Annotated in this window: 23 protein-coding genes; 10 read left to right on the forward strand and 13 right to left on the reverse strand. The window is 44.6% G+C overall.

The window, feature by feature from the left end:
* Nucleotides 1-433 precede the first annotated feature (433 nt).
* Complete coding sequence (locus BK582_RS01975) at nucleotides 434-1366, reverse strand: MBL fold metallo-hydrolase (protein WP_078592747.1); 933 nt, start codon at nucleotides 1364-1366, stop codon at nucleotides 434-436.
* Between the two features lie 220 nt (nucleotides 1367-1586).
* On the opposite strand from BK582_RS01975, the gene BK582_RS01980 reads away from it, so the two are divergent.
* From BK582_RS01980 to BK582_RS01990, 3 genes are read left to right on the forward strand one after another with little or no spacing between them, the layout of a single operon-like run.
* Nucleotides 1587-2960, forward strand: coding sequence for an alpha/beta hydrolase (locus tag BK582_RS01980; protein ID WP_078592748.1), 1374 nt, complete (start codon nucleotides 1587-1589; stop codon nucleotides 2958-2960).
* 50 nt (nucleotides 2961-3010) lie between these two features.
* Nucleotides 3011-3427 (forward strand): DUF3887 domain-containing protein, encoded by a 417-nt coding sequence (locus BK582_RS01985; protein ID WP_169910735.1) that lies wholly within the window; start codon nucleotides 3011-3013, stop codon nucleotides 3425-3427.
* 44 nt (nucleotides 3428-3471) lie between these two features.
* Nucleotides 3472-4584, forward strand: coding sequence for a cysteine desulfurase family protein (locus tag BK582_RS01990; RefSeq protein WP_078592750.1), 1113 nt, complete (start codon nucleotides 3472-3474; stop codon nucleotides 4582-4584).
* A gap of 153 nt (nucleotides 4585-4737) precedes the next feature.
* Here BK582_RS01990 and BK582_RS26710 read toward each other — a convergent pair whose 3' ends face one another.
* Nucleotides 4738-4881 (reverse strand): hypothetical protein, encoded by a 144-nt coding sequence (locus BK582_RS26710; protein WP_169910738.1) that lies wholly within the window; start codon nucleotides 4879-4881, stop codon nucleotides 4738-4740.
* 677 nt (nucleotides 4882-5558) lie between these two features.
* Here BK582_RS26710 and BK582_RS01995 point away from each other — a divergent pair.
* The 3 genes from BK582_RS01995 to cydS are packed head-to-tail and all read left to right on the forward strand — an operon-like array spanning nucleotide 5559 to nucleotide 8157.
* Nucleotides 5559-6914 (forward strand): cytochrome ubiquinol oxidase subunit I, encoded by a 1356-nt coding sequence (locus BK582_RS01995; protein WP_078592751.1) that lies wholly within the window; start codon nucleotides 5559-5561, stop codon nucleotides 6912-6914.
* 14 nt (nucleotides 6915-6928) lie between these two features.
* On the forward strand, nucleotides 6929-7942 hold the full coding sequence (locus tag BK582_RS02000) for a cytochrome d ubiquinol oxidase subunit II (RefSeq protein ID WP_078592752.1): 1014 nt from the start codon (nucleotides 6929-6931) through the stop codon (nucleotides 7940-7942).
* 56 nt (nucleotides 7943-7998) lie between these two features.
* Nucleotides 7999-8157, forward strand: coding sequence for a cytochrome bd oxidase small subunit CydS family protein (cydS, locus tag BK582_RS26715; protein ID WP_169910741.1), 159 nt, complete (start codon nucleotides 7999-8001; stop codon nucleotides 8155-8157).
* A gap of 489 nt (nucleotides 8158-8646) precedes the next feature.
* On the opposite strand, the gene BK582_RS02005 is transcribed toward cydS, so the two are convergent.
* From BK582_RS02005 to BK582_RS02055, 11 genes are all read right to left on the reverse strand, one after another.
* Complete coding sequence (locus BK582_RS02005) at nucleotides 8647-9105, reverse strand: hypothetical protein (RefSeq protein ID WP_078592753.1); 459 nt, start codon at nucleotides 9103-9105, stop codon at nucleotides 8647-8649.
* A gap of 90 nt (nucleotides 9106-9195) precedes the next feature.
* Nucleotides 9196-11403, reverse strand: a complete 2208-nt coding sequence (locus BK582_RS02010) for an MMPL family transporter (protein ID WP_078592754.1) — start codon at nucleotides 11401-11403, stop codon at nucleotides 9196-9198.
* A gap of 135 nt (nucleotides 11404-11538) precedes the next feature.
* On the reverse strand, nucleotides 11539-12951 hold the full coding sequence (locus BK582_RS02015; protein ID WP_078592755.1) for a sensor histidine kinase: 1413 nt from the start codon (nucleotides 12949-12951) through the stop codon (nucleotides 11539-11541).
* Nucleotides 12929-13627: a response regulator transcription factor gene (locus tag BK582_RS02020; RefSeq protein ID WP_078592756.1), complete on the reverse strand. Its 699-nt coding sequence runs from the start codon at nucleotides 13625-13627 to the stop codon at nucleotides 12929-12931. Before BK582_RS02020 ends, BK582_RS02015 begins: the two co-directional genes overlap by 23 nt.
* A gap of 167 nt (nucleotides 13628-13794) precedes the next feature.
* Nucleotides 13795-14214 (reverse strand): ion channel, encoded by a 420-nt coding sequence (locus BK582_RS02025; protein WP_244895319.1) that lies wholly within the window; start codon nucleotides 14212-14214, stop codon nucleotides 13795-13797.
* Nucleotides 14215-14529: 315 nt separating this feature from the next.
* The gene (cydC, locus tag BK582_RS02030; protein WP_078592757.1) at nucleotides 14530-16251 is read right to left on the reverse strand and encodes a thiol reductant ABC exporter subunit CydC; all 1722 of its coding nucleotides are present in this window, start codon (nucleotides 16249-16251) and stop codon (nucleotides 14530-14532) included.
* Nucleotides 16248-17981 (reverse strand): thiol reductant ABC exporter subunit CydD, encoded by a 1734-nt coding sequence (cydD, locus tag BK582_RS02035; protein ID WP_078592758.1) that lies wholly within the window; start codon nucleotides 17979-17981, stop codon nucleotides 16248-16250. Before cydD ends, cydC begins: the two co-directional genes overlap by 4 nt.
* A 363-nt stretch (nucleotides 17982-18344) precedes the next feature.
* On the reverse strand, nucleotides 18345-18962 hold the full coding sequence (locus BK582_RS02040; protein WP_078592759.1) for a response regulator transcription factor: 618 nt from the start codon (nucleotides 18960-18962) through the stop codon (nucleotides 18345-18347).
* Nucleotides 18963-18966: 4 nt separating this feature from the next.
* Complete coding sequence (locus BK582_RS02045; RefSeq protein ID WP_078592760.1) at nucleotides 18967-19779, reverse strand: ABC transporter permease; 813 nt, start codon at nucleotides 19777-19779, stop codon at nucleotides 18967-18969.
* A complete protein-coding gene (locus tag BK582_RS02050) occupies nucleotides 19776-20420 on the reverse strand; it encodes an ABC transporter ATP-binding protein (protein WP_078592761.1) in 645 nt (214 codons plus the stop codon). The genes BK582_RS02045 and BK582_RS02050 overlap by 4 nt, the downstream gene beginning before the upstream one ends.
* 23 nt (nucleotides 20421-20443) lie before the next feature.
* Nucleotides 20444-20740, reverse strand: a complete 297-nt coding sequence (locus BK582_RS02055) for a 4a-hydroxytetrahydrobiopterin dehydratase (RefSeq protein WP_078592762.1) — start codon at nucleotides 20738-20740, stop codon at nucleotides 20444-20446.
* Between the two features lie 580 nt (nucleotides 20741-21320).
* Between BK582_RS02055 and pgsB the strand changes: the two genes are divergently transcribed.
* The 4 genes from pgsB to BK582_RS02075 all read left to right on the forward strand — a co-directional run bounded on the left by pgsB (nucleotide 21321) and on the right by BK582_RS02075 (nucleotide 26459).
* The gene (gene pgsB, locus BK582_RS02060) at nucleotides 21321-22562 is read left to right on the forward strand and encodes a poly-gamma-glutamate synthase PgsB (protein WP_078597748.1); all 1242 of its coding nucleotides are present in this window, start codon (nucleotides 21321-21323) and stop codon (nucleotides 22560-22562) included.
* 193 nt (nucleotides 22563-22755) lie between these two features.
* Entirely contained in the window at nucleotides 22756-23208 is a 453-nt protein-coding gene (gene pgsC, locus BK582_RS02065) for a poly-gamma-glutamate biosynthesis protein PgsC (RefSeq protein ID WP_078592763.1), read from the forward strand.
* Nucleotides 23209-23223: 15 nt separating this feature from the next.
* Nucleotides 23224-24633, forward strand: coding sequence for a CapA family protein (locus BK582_RS02070; protein WP_078592764.1), 1410 nt, complete (start codon nucleotides 23224-23226; stop codon nucleotides 24631-24633).
* Between the two features lie 2 nt (nucleotides 24634-24635).
* Nucleotides 24636-26459, forward strand: a complete 1824-nt coding sequence (locus BK582_RS02075) for a gamma-glutamyltransferase family protein (protein WP_078592765.1) — start codon at nucleotides 24636-24638, stop codon at nucleotides 26457-26459.
* Nucleotides 26460-26780: the final 321 nt, after the last annotated feature.

The raw sequence follows: 26780 nt of genomic DNA on the forward strand, positions 1-26780 counted from the left end.
ATGTGAGACACTCTCGCGTTACCGCTTGCTTTGTTTTTTTCCTCGAGCGGGTATGTGAGACGCTCTCGCGTTACCGCTTGCTTTGTTTTTTTCCTCGAGCGGATATGCGAGACACTCTCGCGTTACCGCTTGCTTCATTTTTTTCTCCGAGCGGGTATGTGAGACACTCTCGCGTTACCGCTTGCTTTGTTTTTTTCCCCAAGCGGGTATGCGAGGCACTCCAGCGTTACCTTTCTACTCGATTCTCCCTAAGTTCGGGTATGATGGACGCTCCAGCGTTACCTTTCTACTCGATTCTTCCTAAGTTCGGGCATGATGGACACTCCAGCGTTACCCTTCTACTCAATTTTCCCAGAGTTCTGGCATGCAAGGACCTATCCGTCCCTGAGTAACAGTGCCCCCCCTCCTCAGGAGGCTTCAAGAAGCCTCCCTATCACACACCATCGCCCCAATACGTTTCTCCAAGCTTAAAGACCTTAAGCATCCCTTCATCTAAGTCCAGGCGGCTCCACTCTTTTAACAACCTGTCCAGTGCTTCCGGGCCTGTATCGTCGGCAAGCCTGTATGCCCCATAATGCATGGGCACAAATTTCTTCCCCTTCAGCTCCAAAAAAGCTTTTACAGCATCTTCCGGGTTGATATGTGACACCTTCATGAACCACTCCGGTTCATAGGCACCAATCGGCATTAAGACAATATCCACCTTAAATTCGTCCCCGATTTCTTTAAACCCGCGGAAGTAGCCTGTGTCGCCAACAAAATATACGGACCGGCCGCTGCTGTCCTCGAAAATCCACCCTCCCCAGTGGGAAGTATTCGTGTCTGTTATCGTCCGTTTTGTCCAGTGCTGGGCGGGAACAAAGGAAAGCTTTATGCCCCCTGCTTCAAAAGTGTCCCACCAATTCGCTTCGGTTACCTTTTTGTAGCCTCTTCTCGTAAAGGCAGACTTCAAACCTTCAGGGACATAAAAAGTAGGCTCTCCCTTCAATTTCCTTATTGACCTGAAATCCAGATGGTCGTAATGACCGTGTGAAATAACTACTATATCTATTTCCGGCAGCTCTTCCTGCGCCAGCCCGGGCTCTGTCAGTCTCTTCTGTACGCCCATGCGCTTCGCCCAGACCGGATCAGTTAAGATGTTGAGCCCGTCCATTTGAATCAAAAAGGTCGCATGGCCAATCCATGTAAGAGAGAAAGCCTCTTTATTTTCCCGCAATTCTTCTGCTTGTTTTTGTTCTGAGTGGGGCAGCTGAACAGAGAGATCTTTTTTCTTCTGCCTCCGTTCCTTCGCCCACCTGAGCATATCTGAAAAAGACTGTTCATTTTTTACGTTATCATAGTTTTTGTACCTTTTTCTTTTCCCCATCCACCATCACCTGCATTAACCTGTATAATAGTTCTGTCCGGAAAAAATTTATGCCTGACAGATAATAACAATGTGAATCATATTCATAGCTTACTGCAGAGGGCGATGATTTATCAAAAATATTGTCCCTTCCATCCAGCTGGAGTTCAAACCCTGAAACCCTTCTGCCAGTAAGACGTAAATACAACTGATACTATGAAAGTAATAAGGAGAAGAAAAAATGAATAAATTTACTGGGAAAATATTGACCGTGGCTCTGGGAGCCGGACTCGTGCTCAGCGCATGTTCAGGCGAAGGCGATACTGACTCTGAATCAGCTGAACAAACTGGAGAAGAGATAATCTCTAAACTTATTAATGAAGAATACGAGGATATATACTCCGAGTACTTTACGGCTAATTTGCAGGCTTCATTGTCTTCAGATGACTTCGGGGACAACTGGGAAAGTCGTACAGAAGACGCAGGCAGTTTTTTGGAAATTTCATCGATTACTGCTGCAGACTGGAATGACACCCATTCAGTAGCTGAGGCAATCCTTGAATACACAGAAAGTACTGTGGAAGTCAGGATGACGATTAACAGCGATGATCAGCTCGACGGGTTTAACATCACCGGAATTTATGCAAGTAATGAACTGCCTGAGGGGGCAGTTGAAGAAGAGGTCACTATCGGGGAAGGTACAGACTATGAGCTTGGGGGCACACTGACCATCCCGGTTGAACCACTTGATGGTGCTCCCGCAGTTGTTCTTGTTCACGGTTCCGGTCCGATAGACAGAGACGGAAGTGCTTTCGCCTATAAGCCCTTCCGCGATCTGGCCTGGGGCCTTGCGGAAAATGGAGTGGCAGTACTCAGGTACGATAAAAGAACTTATACCCACTCTGCTTCCATGGACCCTGACAGTATGAACAGATTTACCGTTAACGAAGAAACAATTGAAGACGCTGTCCGTGCAGCAGACCTGCTAAAATCAGATGACCGTTTTAACGAAGAAAACATTTATTTAATCGGGCACAGCCTTGGAGGGATGCTCGCTCCAAGAATCGATAAGGACGGGGGAGATTTTGCAGGCGTTGCTATTCTTGCCGGCTCACCACGCCCTCTCTGGGAAATAATCTATGACCAGAATATAAATATGCTTGAAAATGAATCTGCTGAGATGTCCGAGCAGGAGAAAACAGAATTTCTCCACCTGGTTGAAGCAGAGATGCAGAAAGCCCGAAACCTGGAAGAAATGACCGATGAGGAAGCTGCCCAGTCCACTCTTTTCGGCCTGCCAGCATATTATTTTAAAGAAATGGACCAGTATAACCCTGGGGAAATTGCAGCTGAGCTGGATAAACCTTTGTTTATAGCCCAGGGTGAGGCGGATTTCCAGGTATCAGTGGAAGAGGACTTTTCCGCATGGCATGATTATCTGGAAGAAACCGGCGATAATGTGACTTTCATTACTTATTCGCAGCTAAACCACTTTTTTGTTCCTTCAGAAGGGCCCGAAGCAGGTACTGCCGGGGAATATGAACTGCCGGCAACTGTTGAAGCACAAGTGATTGCTGATATTGCAGAATGGATGGAAGAAACATCAGGAAATTAAGTTTAGTGACCGCGGATATATGTGTATATTACGGAGGGAGACAGAATCCTGTGAAAAAGTCTTTGTATATCTTCATCATCTTAATGATCAGTTTAATTGCTGCCGGATGTAATAATGAGGACACCAGTGAATTAAATGAAGAGACTGAAGAGCTGGTTGAAACTGCGGAAAGTTTTATAGATCACCTTGACGCTGGCAATTATGAAGAGGCGTATGAGTACTTCGATGAAACAATGGCAGCAGAACTGCAGCCCGATGTACTGGAGGAAGTCTGGGAAACAGCTGCCGGCCAACTGGGCGGCTTTATCGATCATAATTACAACAGAGTAATAGACAGAAATACTGAGGCAGGCAATTATCAGGTTGTTCTCATGGACGGCTTGTTTGAGGCTTCTGAAATGGTTTTCCAGATTTCTTTTAATGAAGAGAACGAAATTGCCGGATTCTTTATCCAAAACCCACAGTAAATAACCGGATACGAACAATAGCCCATTAACTGGAGTGTTTATGCATGGAAAAAATATATCTGGATTACAATGCAAGTACCCCTGTAGACCCGCAGGTGACAGAAGTGATGACTTATTATTTAACAAGGCATTTCGGCAATCCTTCTACAACCCACTGGGCTGGACGGGAAGCGAAAGAAGCAATCGAACTTGCCCGGAACCAGGTTGCCCGAATGCTGAATTGCCGTCCTGACGAAATCATCTTCACAAGCGGCGGGAGTGAAGCGAATAATTTGGCTTTAAAAGGAATCTATTTTGCCTTAAAAGAAAAAGGAAATCACATTATTACAAGTAAAATAGAGCATCCGGCAATTATGAACCCTCTCGAATTTCTTAAACAGCTTGGGGCCGAAGTTACTTATGTAGAAGTGGATGAAAACTGCCGGGTTGATCCTCATGATATTGAGAAGGCAATTACAGACAAAACGATTCTCATCACTGTCATGCATTCTAATAACGAGGTTGGCACCATTCAGCCAATTGAAGAGATCTCACGAATTGCAAGAAAGCACGAAGTACTGTTTCATTCAGATACAGCACAGTCTATAGGTAAAGTCCCTGTGCAAACAGACAGCCTTGGGGTTGACCTGTTAACCTTGGCCGGCCACAAATTTTACGCGCCTAAGGGCGCTGGAGCTTTGTATGTGAAGAAAGGGACACCTCTCGAGCCTTTAATTCACGGAGCCGGCCATGAACACGGTCTGAGAGCAGGAACAGAGAGTCTTCCGCTTATTGGCGCTCTCGGGAAAGCGGCCGAACTTGTCTCAGAAACTGACAATCTGAAAGTCCAGCAGCTCCGTGATTATTTCTGGGAATCCTTACAAGCTCAATTTGGAGATGAACTCGTTCTCAATGGACAGCTCTCTGGAACGTTGCCTAATACACTGAGTGTTAATTTCACAGGACGAACCGGGGACGACGTTTTATCCTCTGTTCCTGAAATTGCCGCTTCAACAGGTTCCGCCTGCCATTCAGGGAATGTGGAATTATCCCCTGTGCTAAAAGCAATGAAAGTTAGTGAAGCAACAGGTAAAGGAGCAGTGCGCTTCAGCCTTGGAAGATATACAACGAAAGAGGATATCGATAATGCCCTGGATTTATTGAAGAGCAGGCTCTGATATATATGGTGAAAGACGCTGCAAAGGCAGGATACGGGCCTGTTTTCTGGCGGAGCGCCCTTTTTATTGGCGGGTCGCCGATAAATTGGGATTATCGCCAATAAAACACCTATTACGTTAAAAGAGGCGCATCCAATGATGCGCCTCTTAATTTTAGTAGCCTTCATATTCCCATTCCGAATGGCTCATTTCCTCTCTGTCCTTTATGGTATGTTTGGCGTCAACAAAATTTTCCCATCCCATAAATATAAGTATCCATGAAACTAGTAAAAATAAGGGCAGCAGTAGTCTCTTCATCTTTTTCCTCCGTTAATTTTTTGATGTACCACCATATCTTATTAACAACTCTCGAATTTATGACAAAAAAATTTTACAAATCTGTAACTCGTGCTAAGACCCCATTGCCATCAAGTTAACGAATCTTGTATCGTAATGCTGGCTTTCACTCTGGGCAGCCGCTTCACTCGGGCAATGCTTCAGCTAAATCGGGAACGAATGAGGCGCATTCATTCCCAGAGTATTGGCGTTACTCCGAGCGATGCACGAATGAGGCGTATTCGTTCCCTGAGTAAGGCACTTGCTCCGAGCGTGGGTACGAATCCAGTTTTCTTAACTTGATAGGTACGGGCTAAGACTCCTAAAATGGAAACACAGCCTGCAGGCAGCAGTACCTTCCCGACTCCCCGTAAAAACAAAACTTACCTGTAAAGTATACTTCCCGTTCTCATATTCGAATAGTTTTTCATTTTTTAAATAAGGGAATAGCTAATTGGTTCCTTATTTTGACGTTAATAATTCCCTTCACAAAATTATCACACTCTGTTCATTTTTTGCTCACAATTTCACAAAAATAGGTGTTTTCCCCTATAAACGAATGAAGTATAAATTATTAATATATAGATAGTGTTAATTTATTCACAAAGTAGCCATATAAAATTCAGATAATTATCATACAAAGATGGGAGAGAGCCAGTATGTTTGAATATGATCCGGTCCTGTACAGCCGGCTGCTGACGTCATTGACTCTGGGATTTCATGCGATCTTCGCTACCCTGGGCGTGGGGATTCCGCTGATGATAGCAATTGCCGAATGGATGGGGATAAAACGAAATGATCCTCACTATACATTAATGGCCAGACGCTGGGCCCGGGGCTTCGTAGTAATAGTTGCTGTCGGAGTTGTAACCGGGACAGCAATCGGCCTTCAGCTGAGCCTTTTGTGGCCTAACTTTATGCAGGCTGCCGGGCATACGATCGGCTTGCCTATGTTCATGGAAGTTTTCGCCTTCTTCTTTGAAGCTATCTTCTTAGGAATTTATTTGTATACGTGGGATCGGTTTAAGAGTAAAATGAAGCACTTCCTGCTGATTATCCCGATCGTCATTGGGGCTACAGCCAGTGCATTTTTCATTACAACAGTAAATTCATTTATGAACGTGCCTCAGGGCTTCGAGATAATTGACGGAGCAATCAGGGATGTAAGCCCGCTTGCAGCGATGTTTAACCCTGCCACACCGACAAAAATCTCGCACGTGATCATTACCTGCTACTTAACAGCAGCATTTGTCTTAGGGGCTATAGCAGCCTTCAACCTGTTAAAAGGAAGAAACCATGTTTACCATAAAAAAGCACTTCACTTAACGATGGTTTCCGCCGCTATTTTTGCCATTGGTACTGCTGTTATCGGGGATTTCTCCGGAAAGTATCTGCACGAGTACCAGCCTGAAAAATTAGCTGCTGCTGAATGGCATTTTGAGACGGAAAGTGAAGCACCTCTGATTCTTGGGGGTATACTCACAGAGGATAATGAAGTAAGGTATGCTCTGGAAATCCCTTACGCTCTGAGTATCCTTGCAGGTAATACTCCGGATACAGTCGTTACCGGCCTGAATGATTTTCCTGAGGAGCTCCATCCGCCGCTTTGGGTGCACTATATGTTTGACTTAATGGTATTTATCGGCATGTATCTTGCAGCAATTTCTGCCCTGTTCGTGTTTATGAACTGGATGAAAAAATGGAATGCCTTCAGACGCCCCGTATTATGGGCTATTTTTGCCGGCGGTCCCCTGGCGATTGTGGCCATTGAAGCAGGCTGGATTTTTGCGGAAGTCGGGCGCCAGCCATGGATTATTAATGGGGTAATGACAGTTGCAGAGGGTGCTACCGCATCTCCGCACGTCGATATTATGCTGTATGTGTTTATCTTGCTGTACGCAGTGCTTGGAGCGACATGTATTGCGGTACTGAGAAGAATGTTTAAATCAAACCCTGCCGAGCATGAACTGGAAGAACGGGGCATTGCCCACACGAAAGAACAAAATGTTAATTAAAAGGAGGGATAGGCATGAGCTATGAAGTTATTGGGATTACGGTGCTGTGGGTATTTCTCTATGGATATCTTATTGTGGCATCGGTTGACTTCGGTGCAGGATTCTTTAGTTACTACACGAAGCGGACAAACAAAAACCATATTATTCACGACATCATTCAGCGCTACCTGTCCCCCGTGTGGGAAGTGACGAACGTATTCCTTGTATTTTTCTTCATTGGAATCGTCGGTTTCTTCCCGCAAACTGCCTTTTATTACGGCAGTGCCCTCCTTATTCCCGGGAGTGTGGCGATTATTCTTATTGCAATCAGGGGTTCTTATTATGCATTTGCAACTTATGGCGCAAAGGAAAGCAGATTCTTCACCTTTTTATACGGGGCTACGGGGCTGCTGATCCCCGCCTCCCTCACCACGGTGCTGACGATTTCGGAGGGAGGATATATCAGTTACGAAGACGGCCACGTGCAGCTTCTTTACGGTGAGCTGTTCGGAAGCCTTTATTCCTGGGGAGTGGTTATCCTCGCCATTGTGAGTGTGCTGTTTATCTCAGCCAGCTTCCTCACCTACTACGCCTCACGGGCGCAGGATAAGGGAGCTCTCGAGCTGCTCAGGAAGTATGCGTTAATCTGGTCATTCCCTTCAATCATAATGGGAGTCATCGTATTCTTCCTTCTCGGAGGAAGAAATCCGGAACACTTCTCTAACATGGTTGACCTGTGGTGGATGTTTGCCATCTCATTCCTGGCCTTCGCAGCAGCAACGTATTTAATCTGGAAGCGAAGAAATTATGGAACTGCATTTATGATGGTTATGCTTCAGTATTTCGCAGCCTTCTTCGGCTACGGAGTCTCACATTTCCCATATTTGCTGTATCCTTATTTAACGATTTACGATGGATTTACAAATGAAACGATGGCTATCGCGTTAATCAGTGCCTTCATTGGCGGCCTGCTGATGCTGATTCCTTCACTCTATTTCCTGATGAAACTGTTCCTGTTTGACGCAGATTATGTACAGGGTAAAAAATAAACATTAATCTGTTGAACGAAAGCAATACTCTGACCAGATTAAAGGAGGCTTAAGCAATGGATTTAACACATTTCCTTTTAACATTTGCCCCGCCCCTTACGCTGTTCCTGTGCGTATTTATCGTCTTCTTCTGGGGAGCGAAAGCAAAACCAGTTTTTACAGAAGAGAAGGAACACGAGGTGACGGGCCGAAAATCAAGCAGATCAAAAAAATAGATGCAAGTTTAACAGCGAAGCCCATCGAGCTTTGCTTTGATATAGATGGCTCCTTCTTCAATTGAAGAGGAGCTTTTTTATATGCGGGAGCATTCATTCATTGAGTTAAATCCACTTCCACCGTAAAAAGGTGTAAAATAACCGGAGATTTTCCGGTTATCTGCAGATTGGGGCTCGTTTCGGGGCGATATAAGGGGAAGTTTTCCGGTTATGCAGTGCAAAACCTCCCATTTTCGACTTTTTTTAAGTAATAGGCGGAATACCTCCGCCTATTTAAGCGTATTTAATAGTCATTTACGTATTAAGCGGAATTTTTCCGTCTATTTATTACATCGGGTTGCTGGCCCTCCCCCCAGCCGACCAACCGGTAAGTAATTGCCAACCCTCTTTATCCTGGGTGAACGATAAAGAAAAAAGACGTATGCCAATTCATACGTCTTTTTGTCTCTTTTAGAGGGAAAGCATCCCTTACAAGAAATGCTTCCGAACCTATATTATCCGCAGCCCAACAACTACGATTACCATTACTGAAAGAGCCGCGGATAAAAACATAAAGTTAGTATACATCAGAGCGAGAGATTCAAGCGGCTTATCTTTCTTCAAGGCAGCCCCGTTCAGCTTTTTCCCCATCTTCCTGCTGTATATCGAAACAAAGACAATGGTTAATAAGATTATCATTGTTCCTGCCTGCTCCATAAAACTGAGATAAAAAGGCATGCTATCCCGGTCAAACTGTAAAATCATGAATACGCCTGTAATGAGAACGATAAACAATCCAGGTAATATCCCTAAATTAACCCAGCGTCTTATTTTTTCAAGAATAAAAGAATGATCATCAAGTCTTTCTCCCTTCTTAACTATAGACCTCAGCAGAAAACCAAATGCTGCAAAAGATCCAATCCATAAAGCAATGCCGACTATATGCAAAATATATGAAATTGAATACATACTGTTCCGCCCTTTCCTTTCACTTAAAAATTATATTAATTAAAACCGACAGGACAGGGGGAAGTTAAGGCTTCCCCTCTCCCTGTCTTCCTAAGCACGTTCTATATTTTTTAACGCAGTTTTCCCCCAAGGCCACCAGTTCCATTTTCCACACAGAGTAACAATGGAAGGAACAAGTATCCCTCTCACAAGAAAGGCATCCATTAAAATTCCAATGCTGACAATAAACCCAAACATAAACAGTTCTAATATTGGCTGTGTCATTAGTACCCCAAACGTGGCGGCTAAAATCAGGCCCGCTGAGGATATCACGCCACCAGTTAATGCGACGCCTCTTCTCACTGCCTGTGACAGAGAAAAGGCTCCTGCCTCCTCTTTAATCCTGGAGATGAGCATAATATTGTAGTCAACTCCCAGGGCTACAAGGAAGACAAATGCATAGAGAGGTATCCGGTAACTCATACCTTCAAAACCGAAAAAGTTCTCGAAAATGAACCAGCTAAGCCCCATTGCCGACAAGTAGGAGAGTAATATCGTCGACATCATATATACAGGTGCGACAAGAGAACGAGTATGGAAGATCAGCATTGCAAATATCACAATTGTTACTAATATTACTACCAGGGCTGTATCCCTTTCGTTCAGTCCCCTGATATCAGCTTGTTTTGCAGTCTCACCTGCAAAATAAAGGGAATATACATCCGGGCTTAGCCCGCTCTCTGAAAGGATCTCCTCCCGGTTTTCATTAAGAACATCCAGCGTATCAAGAGAGTCATGGTCATAAGGATGGCCGGAGAGTACTACATCAAATTTAAGAGCCTGATCGTTTTCAGCAAAAAAGCTCGTCCCCTGCGCCTGCCCCTCTGCTGCTGCCTCAACCTCTTCAGGCATAGTTGTTGTGCTAATACCATCTGTTTCCTGGAAAATTGCGTTTAAAGCTTCTACTCCTGCAAATTCTTCACTCTCATAGACAAATCCGCCTTCCCTCTCCAGGATGACAGTAACAGGAGCCAATTCCCCAGCCGGAAAACTCTCTTCCAGCTGCTCGAACCCTTCTCTGGAAGCCATATCTTCCGGAAAAGAATTTATCAAATTGAAAGAGTACTGGATAGTTGGAACATTTAACCCGTTAATAATAAGAAATATAAGGACTGCTCCTCCTGCAACTAAAGGTTTTTTCGTAACAAAGGAACCTGCAGACCCCCAGAACCTGTTTTTTTCCAGAGTATTTTCTCCGACCTTTGGTACGGATGGCCAGAAGGAACGTCTACCCACGATGGTAAACAAAGCAGGAATTAACGTAAGTCCCGCCAGGAGAACAATTAAAATAGTAATGGAAAAAATCGGCGCGAAGTTCTGGTATGGTCCGTAGTCCGCTACGAAAAGCACCAGCATAGCAGCAAGGACTGTCCCCCCGCTGTAAAATATAGGAGAAGCTACTTCCTTCACTGCCCCTTCCATAGCTTCATACTTCAATTCTATTTTTCGCAGCTCTTCCCTGTACCTGGAGAATATGAAAAGACTGTAATCTGTCGTCGCCCCGAAGAGAAGTATCATAACGATAGACAGAGATTGTGATTCAATGGTGAAAGCTCCATTCGCAGCCAGAAGCCCTAATACCCGGTCTGTCACCTGGTATACAAAGACTGCCGCTACAAGAGGGATAATCGCCAGTAAAGGAGAACGATAAATAACTATTAACAAAACAAGGACGAGTAAAATAGTACTGAATAACAGAACCAGATCAGCGTTTGTAAAAATAGCAATTGTATCTGAGGCAATTCCCGCAGGGCCTGTTATCAGCAAGGTTCCCCTTTCCATTGCCCCGTCTCCGTACTCCTGGATACTCGTAACCGTATCATTTACCTCTGACATCTCCAGACCATCCTGCAACATGGCTGGCAAAACCAGTGTGGTTCCATCCTCTGAAAGGAACGCTTCCTTTGCATGGTCAGGAAACTGGTGAAAAGGGACGACTCCCTCCAGTGCCGGAAGATCAGCCTCTTCTGTCATCCATTCACTGACATTATCCACCGGCTCATACCCAGCTGCATCCCAGCCGGATTCTTCCCGGAATACTAACAGCGCCAGCAGGCCGTCTTCATCGGGAAAATGCTCCTGTAATTTTTCAGAAGCGATAAATGACCTGGCATCCTCCGGGAGATCATTCTCCCCTGTATTAATCGTATAATCATTTGCAGACGGCGCCGCACTCAGTGTCCCCGCCGCAATCACCCAGATACCCAGGATCAGCCAGACCCATTTTCGATTTGAAACAAATTTCGCAAAAATATTCATGCTACTCCTCTTCCCTTCCGATTTACACATTGCTTTAAAGTGCAATAACAGCATACCAAGTTAATATGAACGTCTGATGAACAAAAAAGGACGACAGCTTCAGCCATCGTCCATTACTTCAATATATAATAACAGTTAAGCCAGTGGAAGTTTAAACGAGAATACTGTTCCCGCGCCTCGTTTACTTTCGGCTTTAATGGAAACACCGTGCAGCTCGAGGATCGATTTTACAATGGATAACCCAAGCCCTGTGCCTGATTTCCTGGAGCGGGCCGAATCCGCTTTATAAAACCTGTCCCAAATATGGTTCAGCTCTTCTTCATCCATTCCAATGCCCTGATCTTTTATGGATATCTTCACCCTGTCATTTTCTTTCTTCAGTTTTATCAATACTTTACTGCCTGTTGTTGAGAAATTCACCGCATTCTGGAGCAGATTTATGAATACCTGTTCCATCCTGTTCTGGTCCGCATTCACCATTATATCTTCCTCTGTGCCAATCAATTCGAGTTCGATCTGCTTTTTACTTAACTGAGGCTCCATTTTTGCCGCAGTAATCCTCAGCTGCTCCGACAAATTATAGTCAGCGGGCTGTATAACAATCTTTCCCGCCTCCAGCTGGTTCACATGAAGTAAATCGTTCACCAGCTTGATCAGCCTGTCTGTCTCGTCTTTCATCAGCTTATAGTAATGGCCTTTGCGGCTGTCAGGGATGGTGCCGTCCAGCAAAGCGGTAAGAAAACCATTAATTGAGGTAAGGGGAGACCTCAAGTCATGGGATACATTGGCGAGAAAGTCCTTACGCATTTGTTCGAGACTGTCCAGATCCTCCGCCATTGTATTAAACGTTTCGCCTAACTGGCCAATTTCATCCTTAGAGCGGATTTTTACTCGCTGGGAAAAATCCCCCTTTGCCAGTTTCATAGCAATTTTGTTCATTTCCCGAAGCGGTAAAGTGAGCCTTCTTGAAATAAACCACAGAATGACTCCTGCGCAAAGTATCGTAATGAAAATTGCAAAAAGAATCATAAGTACAGCCTGCCGGATTTCATGGTCCAGCTCATGGAAGACCATTATCATCACATCTTCGGAAGCCTGCTCGGGACCAGCCTGGAAAGGAGCCGCAATTAAGTACATTAAATCTCCATTAATCCTCATTCCCTGTGCAATTTCTTCCCCTGCCAGCACTTCCTCCACAACACTGCTGTTTATGCCGATAAAAGCTCCGTCACCAGGAGAAGGCTGATAGAGAAGCTCACCAGCAGAGTCATACAGATAAATGCTTCTGTTATCCTGCCTCAGGATAATCTGCAGGGAAGACGCGACCATATCACTGTCCCAGTTATTTTCTTCAGCATCCTGCAAATGGCTCTCTATCTGCTGCCGGGAATTCCCAAAAGAATCCTGGTAATCCTCATAAAGATTCAGATGGAACATATAGAGGTAAACAGAACCGAATAAAAACAGGGATACGAAGAACGTCACTAAGTATGTGAGAAACAGTTTAAGGAATATCCCTTTCTTTTTACCGGAAGGAAATAACTTCAAATTTATATCCAACTCCTCTTATGGTTTTAAGGGACCAGTCCGGAGAATGGTCTTTCAGCTTTTCCCGAAGCCTTTTTACATGGACATCTATTGTCCGGGGGTCTCCCTCATAATCGTACCCCCAAATCTGGTCAAGGAGCTGCTGCCGTGTAAAGACTCTGTTTGGATGAGACGCAAAAAAATAAAGGAGCTCCAGCTCTTTCGGGGGCATGAAAACCTCGGTGTTATCGACGAATACTTTATGCTCGTTCATATCAATCGACAGGAAAGGAATATCAATATTCTTCTGCGTGTCGTAAAAAACTTCGCTTCTTCGCATTACGGCCTTAACTCTCGCAACTAATTCGTTCGGATCAAACGGCTTAACAACATAATCATCAGCCCCTATTTCAAGGCCTTTAATTTTATCGTAGCTTTCACCTTTGCCAGTAAGCATGATTACAGGTACCTTCTGATCTTCAAGGCGGATCATTTTACATACTTCCCAGCCATCCATCTCCGGGAGCATAATATCAAGAATAACAAAGTCGGGATTCTCATCATAAAACTTTTGTATTCCTTCGTCTCCCCGGAACGCTGTGGTTGCCGTAAAACCTTGTTTCTCAATGTACATCTGAATGAGGTCAATGATACTCGGATCATCCTCAATAATGAGAACTTTCAGCTGTTTATTCATTCTGAAGTCCCCCTTTCCTAAAGTCCTATTGAATTTATAGCATACTAATATGAATATAAGATGAACAAAAGAGCGGTTGTTAACCCAGGCACCTGAGCCACCAAAACAAAAGACAGACAGGGCTCCTGTATCCGGATAAACCCCTCTGCCTGTATTATAGACTATAATCAGCTGTTACTTCCGCTCCCCTTTTCACCTGAGCTTGTTAAAGCTTTCATGAAGCAGGCTGTTGGCAGCAAAACTCCGAGAGATGCCTGAAGTAAGGAAAATAACCTCGCACTCCCTACTGGCACGAGATCACCATATCCTACCGACAGCATCGTTACTCCACTGAAATAAAGATATTCAAGAAAATTATGATCGGCAGGCTCACCTGTCGGATCGTTAATGACCAGTACTGTGCCATAAGAGGATAAAGCATAATACAAGACGGCAAAACCAATGGTCAGTCCGAGCATCGTATAAAAAAGCTTATAAAACAAAGCAGAACTGAAGTAGCTTTTCTTAAATGTTTTATTCGTAAAAAAATAATAAAGGTTAACAAGGATAAACAGCATTGTAATCGCCATTAAAATTGCAGGAATCACTGGTACCACTCCTTTTAATTACTGTATTTTTACAGTTTCCTTAAAAGGCAGACTGAGAAACATACTAAAACCAGGTGATATACTTATTTAAGGATCCGCTTTTATTTTTTTTGTTACACATTCAAAATCCGCCTTTAGCTATTATTTACGCAGCAATTTTGGTGTGCCAATCAAGTGTCAATATCGAGTAATTGTTGATGTATAAGCAAAAACAAAAGACCAAATCCCGGGATTCGGCCTTTTTATTGATATTCTTTTCATATAATTCTTCACGATACCGGTATTCTGCTCCCCACATATTTTTAAACTGCCCTGCTATGCGAAAACACTTTTTTCAATTTGTTTCATTTCATAGAAGTAGCCTTTTCGGGACATGAGGTCTTCATAGCTTCCTGATTCAATAATTCTCCCTTGCTCCATGACAATGATTTTATCCATATTTTCAAGCCCGGTAAGACGGTGGCTTATAAGTACCAGTGTATCATCTTTTCCCTGCTCAAAAAGGTGGTCAAAAATCAGCCTTTCCGTCAGCACATCGACAGAGGAGGTTGGTTCATCAAGAAGCCAGAGCTTTGCCCCTTTAAGCATCGCTCTTGCAATTGCAAGCCTCTGCTTTTCTCCTCCTGACAAATTTTCTCCCTTTTCAAGGATCTGTTTATCGAGGGAAAAACTCAGCTTCACTTTTCCCAGTACATCGTTCATCGCTTCATCACTTAGATCATCTTTAGCCAGTAGCAGGTTTTCTTTCACTGTACCGTAAAAGAAGTGATTGCTCTGCAACACTGGGTTAATACCCGCCCAGATGCTTTCATCTTCGAGATTTTCCACGAGCCGGCCATTCAGGCGTACTTCCCCTTCGTACTCGGGGTACATTTTAAACAGCAGCTGCAGCAGCGTCGACTTGCCGCTCCCGCTTGGCCCTACTATAGCAGTTTTTGACCCGGCAGGTAAATGAAGATTAATGTCTTTAAGTGCCTTTCTTTCTTCTCCCGGGAAGGAGAATGATACATTATTCATTTCAACCGCCGGTGCCTCCTGCAGATTATGCTTCGTTGTCCCTCCACCAGGTTCTGCACCAGACGACTCTCCTTCTTCAACCACCGAAAACAGCCTGGATGCTGCTCTTCGGCTGTCTTCTAAGTGTACTGGAAAGGCAGCCATCGGAGTAGATGTATCAAAAACTGTGAGCGAAATCATCACGAGCATCGCCAGAAAAATACCGTCCAGTTCTCCCCCTGCTATTAAATACGCCCCGGCACCTAAAACAAACCAGGAAATAATCAGTGCGATCATCTGGTTTACTGACTGGCTGAATAACGCCTGAAGACTGTTTTTTTCCTGCTCGCTGATATAAGCATTTGAAACCGATCCAAGCTGCTGCTCCTGCTCATCCAGCTTCTGATACAGCTTCAGATCCCGGAAGCCATAGAAAAACTCAGCAGCTTCCGCCGATAAGCTTCCCCGCATTTCCCTTAGCTCACTCTGAATCTTCCGCTGCTTTAATGCAAACAGAAGAGGGACAAGAAAGCCTGTAATGAACAGCCCCGCTGCAAGAATCAGGGCAATATACACAGAGAAGAACAGCGTGAAGGTAATCGTTGCAAGAAAAACAATTACCATAACAATCGGCGGATAATATACCCTGAGGAAAAAGTTCTGAAGGCTTTCCACATCTCCGACAATCCTCGCCAGAATGTCCCCGCTCCTGTACCGGTTAAATACTCTTGGCGCGAGCGGCTCCAGCCTTTCAAAGAAATACACCCTGAGGCTGCTCAGCTTTGTAAAAGTAGCCCTGTGGGAAAAATAACGTTCCCCGTAGCGGCTCACCGCTCTTGTCACACTGAAAATTTTCATCAGAGCAATGCTCAGCGTAAGCACTACAAGTGTCGAAGCGATGGCAGCCTGGGAAATTAAATAGCCGCTGTTGGCAAACAGGGCAACCGCCCCTGCCCCTGCGAGAAAACCAAACAGAATGGAAAGGAAGACATCCTTTCTTTCTTTCATTAATAATTTCATGACAATTTTTAAATCCTTCATCCTGTATCGCCTCCCTGCTGAACAGCAACCATGTTCCGGTATTCAGGCACAGACTCCATCAGCTCATCATGAGTTCCCCTGCCTGCAAGCAGACCGTTATCCAGAAAAAGAATCTGGTCGGCCCTTCGAATAGTATGAAGCCTGTGAGCAACTGTAATTACCGTAGAGGTTTCCGCGAGCTCTTTCATGGACCGCTGAAGAATTTGTTCCGTCCGCAAATCCAGTCCTGCCGTAGGCTCGTCGAATAATATAACCGATGGCTTTTTCAAGAAGGCACGGGCCAGCGCAACCCGCTGTTTTTCCCCGCCGGAGAGGCCTCTGCCCCCTTCACCAACCGTTGTATCATAACCTTTTTCAAGGCCGGCAACCATTTCCGAAATTCCCGCCTTATCAGCAGCTCTTTCAATTTCTTCCCTCGTTACCGTCTCATTAACGCCAACCGCTATATTTTCCGCTATAGTGCCTGAAAAAAGATAAGGATTTTGTGAAATATAGCTCAGTTCATTAAACCAGCTTTTTTCTTCATACTCACTGAGCGTCTCTCCATTTACAACAATATCACCTTCGCCAGGAGCTGCGATGCCCGATAGTAAATGGAGCAGAGTTGATTTACCTGAACCGCTTCTTCCAACAACCGCTGTTTCAGTCAATGGCTTGATAGTCCCGGTCACCTGTTTTAAGGCGAATGCCCCTTCTCCATAGCTGAAACCAACATTACGAAGCTGTATTTCCGGAGGTGCTCCCCTCTTTTCAATCTGCTTGTTTCCCCATTTTACCGGCTGCTCTTTTTCTTCCAGCTCCTCGATCACTTTCGCAGCCGCTCCTGTACTTCCTCTGCCTGTGTGGAATGCTGTACCCAGCTCTTTCAGTGAGTTGTAAAACTCAGGAGCGAGAATCAGGACGAAGAAGGCTGTAAAAAAAGTTAGCTGGTCATACAAAACGAGACGGAGGCCGACTTCAAGAGCAATAAGCGCAATGCTGAGCATGGAAATAAACTCAAGCATCAGCGAGGATAAAAATGCTGTTTTAAGTACCGTCATCGTGGCATCCCGGTATTCTAGACTGCTGTTTCGGATCGCTTCCCTCTGTGCCCGGGCTCGTCCGAAAAGCTTCAGTGTTGAAAGCCCCTGCAGTATATCAAGAAACTTTCCTGAGAACGCCGCCAGCTTCTCAAGCTGTTCTTCAGATTTTTTCTGGGCGGCACTTCCGAAGATAATAAAAAAGAGCGGAATAAATGGTGCAGTGATCAGCATGATCAATCCGGACACCCAGTTATAGTAAAAAACCGCACCTAAAATCATCAGTGGAACGACGCTTGTCTGAATCATCTGCGGATAATACTGGCTGAAATAGCTGTCGATTTCATCTACGGAATCCAGGAGGACACTAACCTTCTTCCCTGATTGTCCTTTCAGGGATGCCTGCACCGGGTTTCTTCGATATTTCGAAAGTAGAGACTGGCGGAAATCCGCCTTAACTTCAGAAGCCAGCTTTATACCTGTCCGCCCGTTCAGATAACTGAAGGCCGCTCTGGCCGCAAGAACAGCTGCAAGAACACCCATTAAAGAAACGATGCTCTGAAAAGGGGCTCCCTGGAGAAAAATCAAATCCACAATAGCAACTATATAATACGCCTGGGCGATGACAGCAGCCCCCGTTAATACAGAAAGCAGAAGGAGCAGATACATTTGCTTTTTTTTATTTCGTGCGATTTCCTTCAGCTGCTTCATAGGTATCTATCTCCTGTCTGAAAAAATAGTAATAAAATATGAATTATGGTTTACTTAAAAAGTGTGTTGAGGAGAACTACACGAATTCGCTTTCCTCGGGCAACGCCTCAGCCTCCTCGGGAGTCTCTTCCTCTGCGAGCAAATTCTTCGAAGTGTATACGTCGAGACAACTCGCAGCGGATTCATGACGTGTCGCTCGTCCCTGCGGGGTCTTCGGCTGCTCCTGCGGTTACTCGTCGCATGAAAACATGTTGCTTTTCCCGAAGGAGTCTCATTCGTTCCGCTCTCCTCAACAACTCTTGTATAACATGAATTATTTAATCATTCTGAGCTAACCACATACTCATTTAACTGAGAAACAACTCATAATAACCCCAGTTTTTTTCCCCATTCAAACCATTCACTGTTTCTGCCGATGCTAAGTTTCCGGCGAATATTCCGGCGGTGGTTCTCTACCGTTTTTGGGGAAATCTTCAGTATGGACGCTGTATCCTTTACCGAGAATCCTCTCACCTTCATATGAAAAATCTCTTTTTCCCTGTCAGATAACAGATGGCTTTCCTGGTTATCATTACCTGGCTGATGCCTGCTTTTCCCTGCATGCAGAAAGGCGGTTTCTCCCTTTAAAATTCTCTGGAAGAACTCCATTAACTCATCTAAAGTTGCTCCGTGGTAAAACGCACCTTCCAGACCGCTGTCCTCTGAGTAGCTTTCTGGTGCGCCTCCCGGATTTCCAAGCATGAGCACCCTCTTCGTACCAGGGGACAGATTCTTTAGTTCAGAAATCAATACAGGAAGGCCGCCTGCTCCTGGAAGTGTGGTATTGGCGACAGTAAGGTCAAATTCATATTTTCTCAGGGAATCTATAAATTGCTCTGTATCTGAAGCTTCCACCATATACTCTACCGGCTGAATGTCTTTCAACAGCTGAATCAGACCGTAACGAAGCAATTCATGCTCTATACCAATCAAAACCTTCATATAGTTACTTCTCCTTTGAAGAGATCAGCAGCAGTTCTTTTTTATCAAGCTGAGCTCTGTCAGTAAAAAAGGCTTTATATCCAAGCTGGACAAATAAGATGACTGTCAGCGACACACAGCCGACAATTCCAAGCATAATAGCGATCTGATACTGGATAGCCGTAACAGGAGACAATCCTGCTAAGATCTGCCCTGTCATCATCCCTGGCAAAAATACAATTCCCATACCTACCATAGAGTTAATAGTCGGAAGGATCGCTGCATCAAAAGCCTGATTTACTATTCTCTCCGACGCTTTTTTAGGATGAGCACCAAGCATCAGGGCTGACTCTATATGTGCACGCTGGTCATACATCCCTTCCACCAGACGCTGTACACCTAAAGATATTCCAGTCATAGAGTTTCCAATCAGCATACCGGCAATCGGGATAAAATACCTTGCCTCAAACCACGGAGAAACCTGAACAACGACAAGTATAAAATAGAAGATACTTGTCAGGGTTCCTGCAGCCATGGAAAACATGATCATTTGCTTTATCCTTTTACTGAGCCTGTATTTCACTCTCCTGAATATGTTACGTACTGCAAAAATCTGCATCAAAATCACAACGAGAATAACGAGCCACACATTGTTCGCTTCAAATAAATAAGCAAGTATATATCCGGCAAGTACGAGCTGCAGAGTCATTCGCACTGTTCCAATAAACAATTCCTTTTCTCTGTTTATCCCCCGTGCTTTTATAATAAGAAAAAGCAGTATGATAAATACATAAGCAGCGGCCATCTGCCAGAATCCAAGTTCGATTATCTCATTCATCGGTGCCGCTCCTTTACCCCGGCGACTTTCCCATCAGCCATCTCCACAACTATTTCTCCATACTCTTCAGCAACAGCTTTCGAATGTGTGATCATGAGCAGCATTTTACCTCTTCCCGAAATATTCCGGTATATATTTTCTATGACTTTTCTTTCTGTTGTTTCATCCAGGCCTGAGGTGGGCTCGTCAAGAATGTATACTTCAGGCTCGAGAAGTAAAGCCACGCCGAGAGCAAGCCTCTGTTTTTCCCCGCCTGACAGCTGGTCGGCACTCTCATCCAGTTTTTTCTCCAGGCATACTGTCTTTAAAACCTCAGTAAGAAGGCTATCTTCTGCTGGAGGGTGTCCGGAAAACTCCAGACCTGCTACCAGATTATCTTTCACTGTTCCCCCAAACACAGGGGGAGTTTGCGGTACCATAACAACTTTCCTTCTGAGCTCCACCGGATCAGTTTGTTCAACAGGTGTACCCTGATAAGTAATTGTCCCCCTGTCAGCAGATATGATATTATTAAGCAGTTTTACGAGCGTACTCTTACCACTGCCGCTTTCACCTGTAATACAGGTAACTTTTCCAGGCGGTATATAAAGCTCCTGTATCTCGAGAATATTCCCGTATGTCACATTTTTCAGCAGAAACATCCAGATCACCTGATTTCGTATAGTTACTGTTTAAGTTCATTATATATTCCGTCATATTTCTCTGCTAATTGAAAGTCCAGCTTTGTTAATCCTCTGGCATGCCAGGAGGTGATCTTCACTTTAATGAGCTTATAGTCAATAGAGATAAACGGATGATGATTCGCTTCCTCTGAAAGCCGGGCTATCCTCTGGACAAACTCCACCCCTGTTAAATAGTCGGTAAAACGATATTTTCTTTCGATCCATTTTTCTTCTGTAAGCTTCCATTCGTTTTGTTCCACCAGAAAGGCTCGAATTTCCTTATCAGTAAGTCTTTCCATTTCCCCCAGCCTCCTAAGTTTTTTTATTGCAGGCCTGTTGTTATACTCTTCTTCAGACATTGGTATGCCGGAGACAGACGACCGAATGAACTAATATATTTCCTCTATTATAAATCATAGGAAAGCAGACATCTAACTTCTTCCATCATGGTTCAGCATGCTCGACTCAGGAACTTCTGAAAAAAGGTGTTCAGATGCCAAAAACAGTGCAAAAGTTTCATATTTTAGGATTCCCGTATTGATTTACAGGGTATAGAAATAGATAGAGCAGGTGAGGAGGCAGAGGAAATAACCATATTGTGGGTCTTCTTCCTGAGGAATCTTCAAAACTTCCCACTGATTTAGTTGTTTAAGCTATGCCAATATGGTACATTTTTGTGTGAAATTCTATTTATTTTTATATAAGCTTGCAGAATTTCACCTTTTCAGACGAATGGTGAGTAAAGTATTATATAAGACTCCCATTTTCTCCGCATGCGCCCTAATTAATTTTAATACCAAATAATTTTATATTAAAAGTAATGTGTTTTTGAGTGGCATTTACTTGAAGGGAGTTGTTTTTGTGCATGAATTAGCGTACATGAGTATTTTTGCGGCAGTTGTACTTATAATTGGCATTATGGAAAAAAGGCGTATTGACGGTCGTGTGGAGAAGATTCCCCTGAGAATTCTTGTTAACGGGATCCGGGGAAAGTCAACAGTTACGAGACTGATCACAGGGATCTTAAAAGAAGACGAACGCCGCGTTGTCGGTAAAACCACCGGGACATCTGCCCGGATTATTTATTGGGACAGGGATGAAGAAGAGCCGATTGTCCGCGCGCTTCAAGGACCCAACATTAGTGAACAGAAGCATTTTAACCGTAAAGCCGTTAAAAGGAACGCCGATGCAATCGTTTCTGAATGTATGGCCGTAAACCCTGAATACCAGGCAGTGTTTCAGGAGAGGTTTGTAAAAGCCAATATTACGGTTATAGCGAATATTCTTGAGGACCATATGGAAGTGATGGGGCCTTCCCTCGATCATATTGCTGAAGCATTCAGTTCCACTATCCCGGAAAACGGGCATCTCGTTATGCCTGACACACCATACCGGAGATACTTCCATAAGCTTGCGGAGCAGAAAAATACGAAGCTTGTCATTTGTGACGAAGACGCTGTTGATGAAGAATACTTAAAGAAGTTTCCATTTATGGTATTTCCACAGAATGCTGCTCTGGCACTTGCTGTGGCTGACATACTTGAAATTGACAGGGAAGTCGCCCTTCAGGGAATGCTGAACGCACCTGTAGACCCGGGAGCGATGAGAGTCCACCAGATTGGCGAACCTGCTGACCAGAAGTTTTTCTTCAACGGCTTTGCCGCAAACGATGCCACTTCCACGCTGAATATCTGGGAGCGGATTAAACAGCTTGGTTACCCGGTCCACAACGCAACCATTGTGATGAATTGCCGTGACGACCGTGTGGAAAGAACAATTCAGTTTGCTGAGGATGTCATCCCGCACATTGAGATGAAGAATCTCATCGTCATGGGAAAAGATGTCTGGCCAGTCAAGAATGCTTACGAAGAAGGCAAGTATAAAGCCGATAATTTCATCAACCTGGAAGGCTATGATACGGAAGAAGTAGTACAGCAGCTGAAAGACCTGCCGAGAGAAACGGTCATTTACGGAATTGGCAACATTCATGGCGGCGGCGATAAACTGGCTGATGAAATGGCCCTGCTGGCCGAAACTCATATGACGGACGAAGAAGAGCTTACCTCCATTAGAGAAGCAGATTCTAATAAAGGCTACCGCACATCCTATCAGGGAAACTGATAGCAGCTACTTTAAAAGCTTGATAGTTTCCTTGGATTATTCACAGTAATTTCTATAAAGAAAACTCGCCGATTGGCGAAGACAGAGGCATAGTTGCACTTATACTTTAGCCATAAAATTTTCTACTGCGTCGAATTAACTTCATCGCAAAAAATTTATACTTTCTTAAAGTGTTAAAAAGGGAGGAACCCTCGTGTTTGGTACGGATTTATATATTGCAATAGTTATTGGTGTTATTTTAAGTCTGATTTACGTAGAAAAGACAGGAATCGTTCCAGCCGGGCTGATTGTGCCCGGCTATTTGGGGCTTGTTTTTGATCAGCTCATGTTTCTGGTAGTTGTGGCGCTGATTAGTCTTGTAACCTATTTATTTGTTACACAAGTGATTGGAAGAATAACAGTTTTATATGGAAGGCGGAAATTTGCCGCGATGCTCACTGTCGGTGTGCTTCTGAAAATGAGCTTTGATTTTCTCACAGGCTTTGAAGTCCCCTTCGAGGTATATGAGCTCCGGGGTATCGGTGTTATTGTACCGGGGCTGATCGCTAATACAATTCATAAACAAGGAATCATTCCAACATTTAGTTCAACACTTGTTATTTCATTTTTCACATTCGTAATCATAACAGTTTATCACCTGTTTTAGAGGGAGCGATCCTAGATGGAAGATTATACTTTTAAGGAAAAGGTTCTGGACTGGATTAAAAAACACCGAAAAAATGCAACCAGAGATTCTCTGATCGCATTAGCTGTAGTTATTTTAATCATTGCAGTCGACAGTTTACTCATAAATCCGGAGGCTCCGGAAACTACCCGCCCTGACAATGTGGAGTATCGTATGTCAATGATTGGCGACATTATGATGGGGCGCCATGTACAGGATGCGGCAAGATATCAGGGCGAGCCAATTTCACGTGTTTTTAACTATGTGTATCCTTACTTTCATGATTCTGATTACACTACCGCTAACTTCGAAGCAGCAATTATGGACCCAGATGATCCGGTAGTGGAAAACGAAGTCGATGAATGGGCTTTGGAAAATAAAGATATTCACCTGTATGCAAAACCAGATACATTAGATGCGATGGAAGCTGCCGGGATTGACTCTATCAGTCTGGCTAATAACCATACAATGGATTACGGCGATCTCTCCCTGGAGCAGACATTAGAACATGTAAAAAATTCCAATGTCGATTTTGTAGGCCTGGGAGAAGTCCGCGGAGGTGCTGGCACTGCTTTAGGAGATACTGATGAGGACTCAGGCTTCCAGGGTGAAGAAGGAACTGAGTCAGAAGAAAATGTTACAGAGGAAGGCGTACCTGCCGGTGAAGATTCAGCGGAAGAAGACTCTTCAATCGAGGGCTCAAATCCAGCCGATGAAGAGACTGACTTAACAGACCGGGACTTAGAAGATCCAATTGAAGCAGCGAGAATTTCTTACTTCGAAATGGGAGACGGTTTGACAGGAGCTTTAATTGGTTTTACTGAGGTCAGGGTTGTCGGCTTTGATGCCAACGACCATGTAGGCGGCGTATTTTCTTTCTTTGACGGCGGTGATGCTGTCCTTAGGGAGAGGCTCGCAGAAGCAAATGAAAACGCCGATGTAGTCTTTGTTCATGTCCACTGGGGCGATGAGTACCAGGTAGGCTATAATGACGACCAAAGAAGGCTTGCCCAGCTGATGGTTAATTACGGAGCAGACGTTATTATTGGCCACCACTCACACGTACTGGAGCCCGTTACAATTATTGAAGGCACTGCAGGAAACAGAGCAGTTGTTATGAATAGTTTAGGAAACTTTATTTTTGACCAGGGCTGGTCCAGAACGAAAGAAACTGTAATTGCCCAGCTCGACTTTCTTGAGGACGGCAGCAAAGAATTATCTTTTGTTCCTATCAGGCTCTTAGATTCACAGCCTCGGGAAACGAGCGGTATTACAAAACCTTACCGGAATTTCAGGATATTCCGCACGCTCAGAAAAGAACTGGATGAAAGTTTATGGCGAGTGGAAAATGACCGATTAATTATCGACTTGGACGCGGCTGGGGTACTGGAAGGGGTTGAGTTATAACTATGAATTACTTAAGAATCACAAACATACTCGCAGTTGTTATTTTTCTCGGCCTCGTAGCTTACAGCTATTTTGAGGATGAGCACTTTGACCCTAACCGGCAGCCATACTCCGGCGGAGAATTTACAGAGCGGCAGGAAGATTCGGTGGAGGTTGCACAGGATCCGGCAGCAACTGAAGAAGAACGGGAACATGTTGGTGTATACGGTGTCAGTGCGGCCCACCCTCTTGCAGTGGAAGCAGGGATGAGAGTCATGGAGGAATATGGCGGCAACGCCGTTGACGCTGCGATCGCTGTTTCATTTGTTCTTAACGTAGTAGAACCATATGGATCAGGTATTGGCGGAGGCGGATCTATGATCGTCCACGAACCTGAGAACGGTGCTGTCCACTATGACTACCGTGAATTAGTCCCGGAAAGCGGAGCGTGGGGCACTCGGGCTGCTGCTGTGCCTGGAATGGTTGATGGTATGGAAACACTCTATCAGGACTACGGCTCCGTTAACTGGGAGGACCTGCTTCAGCCGGCAATTGATCATGCTTACGATGGTTTTCTCGTAGATGAAAACCTTCATCAGCGTATAGCCAATTCCGCTCGCTGGCTTGAATTTACCGACGGGGGTTCAGAGCGATACTATCCGGAAGGGCGGGCAATTGGCCTGCGTGATAACTTAGTTCAGGAAGAACTTGGCCGCACACTGGAATTAATACGTGATAACGGGGCTGCCGGGTTCTATGAAGGTGAGATCGGCGAAGCAATTGCCCAGCATACGGGCTTTCAGGTTAGCGATTTAGCAGCTTATTCGACTGAAAAAAGAGCTCCTGCAACTGCTCAGTATAATGGCTTTACCATTCACGGTGGTGCTCCCCCTACTTCCGGTGTAGTTCTTGCACAGGCTTTGCAGATTGCCGAAACAATGGATTTGTCTGAAATTCTTGATTCGGATCTGCCGATGGATGACGGCCTAAAGCTCGGGGATATTATTGATAATGAAGACTGGCAGCATGTATATCTGCATTTAATCAGTGAAATTACCAAAACAGTGTACGCTGACAGGCTCGATACACTGGGCGACCCGCTGTTCGAGGACGTGGATTATGACGCACTTACTGCTCCTGAGTATACAGCAGGACTGATTGATGAAATTGATTTTGATTCTATAGATGTGGAAAATTTATGGGACAGCCCGGCTGAAATTAATGACTCCCGGCATACAACTCACTTTGTGGTTGTTGATAAAGACGGGATGATGGTTTCAGCGACAAATTCACTTGGTGAGTTCTTCGGCGCCGGGTTAAATATCAAAGGCTTTTTCATGAATAACCAGCAAAATAACTTCTCTGAAAATCCGGAATCGCCAAACTTCCTGGAACCAGGAAAGCGCCCTCGTTCCTTCGTTTCTCCGACAATATTTGAGGAAGAAGGCCGCGCAGTGCTTGGTATTGGTACACCTGGGGGTACGAGAATACCTGCAATGCTTTTCCAGACTATCATGCAGTATGAATATGGTCTCCACCAAAGTACCGGGGAACCATTAACACTGCAGGAGGCAATCACACGCCCTCGTTTTTACGCAGATGGGGATGTTATGTATGTTGAACAAGAGCTGCCTCCATCTGCGGAACAGGCACTGAATAATATGGGGTATGCAGTCCGGCTGCAGACTTCTCCTCTTTATTACGGTGGTATTCAGGGGCTTGGTATAGAGCTTGACGAACATGGCTATGTCCAGCGTATGTTCGGCGGAGGAGACCCACGCCGTGACGGAGCCTGGCAGATCGCAACTGAAGAAGAAGGCGCTGGTGAGATCCAGCAGGAAGACTAGTAATATTTGTTATTGAGCAATAAGATATAATATCAAGCAAAAACGCCTGGAGTTTTTATCCAGGCGTTTTGTTTGTTTTATAGTGAATGTGCAATGAGGATCCGCTCCACATTCCTATAGCACCTTTTTATCTGTTATACCGCCATTCCGCATGATAGAGGCTTTTCTGTTACTTAGTAATTAATTACACAAAATTTCACACCAAACAGTACCAGGCGAGCGTTTAGGTTCGTTCTGCAAGGGTACTACTACATATAAGATAAAATATATCCTCCGCCTGAACTTTACATAGTCACGAGCTGACTAAACTACTCTATGTAT

It is taken from the genome of Evansella clarkii (genome assembly GCF_002019695.1).
Taxonomy (GTDB): domain Bacteria; phylum Bacillota; class Bacilli; order Bacillales; family Salisediminibacteriaceae; genus Evansella; species Evansella clarkii.

What these genes read in the sequence shown, in the direction of transcription:
- BK582_RS01975 (WP_078592747.1), bottom strand. Translation starts at nt 1,366, where the DNA reads ATGGGGAAAAGAAAAAGGTACAAAAACTATGATAACGTAAAAAATGAA.
- BK582_RS01980 (WP_078592748.1), top strand. Translation starts at nt 1,587, where the DNA reads ATGAATAAATTTACTGGGAAAATATTGACCGTGGCTCTGGGAGCCGGA.
- BK582_RS01990 (WP_078592750.1), top strand. Translation starts at nt 3,472, where the DNA reads ATGGAAAAAATATATCTGGATTACAATGCAAGTACCCCTGTAGACCCG.
- BK582_RS26710 (WP_169910738.1), bottom strand. Translation starts at nt 4,881, where the DNA reads ATGAAGAGACTACTGCTGCCCTTATTTTTACTAGTTTCATGGATACTT.
- BK582_RS01995 (WP_078592751.1), top strand. Translation starts at nt 5,559, where the DNA reads ATGTTTGAATATGATCCGGTCCTGTACAGCCGGCTGCTGACGTCATTG.
- BK582_RS02000 (WP_078592752.1), top strand. Translation starts at nt 6,929, where the DNA reads ATGAGCTATGAAGTTATTGGGATTACGGTGCTGTGGGTATTTCTCTAT.
- cydS (WP_169910741.1), top strand. Translation starts at nt 7,999, where the DNA reads ATGGATTTAACACATTTCCTTTTAACATTTGCCCCGCCCCTTACGCTG.
- BK582_RS02005 (WP_078592753.1), bottom strand. Translation starts at nt 9,105, where the DNA reads ATGTATTCAATTTCATATATTTTGCATATAGTCGGCATTGCTTTATGG.
- BK582_RS02010 (WP_078592754.1), bottom strand. Translation starts at nt 11,403, where the DNA reads ATGAATATTTTTGCGAAATTTGTTTCAAATCGAAAATGGGTCTGGCTG.
- BK582_RS02020 (WP_078592756.1), bottom strand. Translation starts at nt 13,627, where the DNA reads ATGAATAAACAGCTGAAAGTTCTCATTATTGAGGATGATCCGAGTATC.
- cydC (WP_078592757.1), bottom strand. Translation starts at nt 16,251, where the DNA reads ATGAAGGATTTAAAAATTGTCATGAAATTATTAATGAAAGAAAGAAAG.
- cydD (WP_078592758.1), bottom strand. Translation starts at nt 17,981, where the DNA reads ATGAAGCAGCTGAAGGAAATCGCACGAAATAAAAAAAAGCAAATGTAT.
- BK582_RS02040 (WP_078592759.1), bottom strand. Translation starts at nt 18,962, where the DNA reads ATGAAGGTTTTGATTGGTATAGAGCATGAATTGCTTCGTTACGGTCTG.
- BK582_RS02045 (WP_078592760.1), bottom strand. Translation starts at nt 19,779, where the DNA reads ATGAATGAGATAATCGAACTTGGATTCTGGCAGATGGCCGCTGCTTAT.
- BK582_RS02050 (WP_078592761.1), bottom strand. Translation starts at nt 20,420, where the DNA reads ATGTTTCTGCTGAAAAATGTGACATACGGGAATATTCTCGAGATACAG.
- BK582_RS02055 (WP_078592762.1), bottom strand. Translation starts at nt 20,740, where the DNA reads ATGGAAAGACTTACTGATAAGGAAATTCGAGCCTTTCTGGTGGAACAA.
- pgsB (WP_078597748.1), top strand. Translation starts at nt 21,321, where the DNA reads ATGAGTATTTTTGCGGCAGTTGTACTTATAATTGGCATTATGGAAAAA.
- BK582_RS02070 (WP_078592764.1), top strand. Translation starts at nt 23,224, where the DNA reads ATGGAAGATTATACTTTTAAGGAAAAGGTTCTGGACTGGATTAAAAAA.
- BK582_RS02075 (WP_078592765.1), top strand. Translation starts at nt 24,636, where the DNA reads ATGAATTACTTAAGAATCACAAACATACTCGCAGTTGTTATTTTTCTC.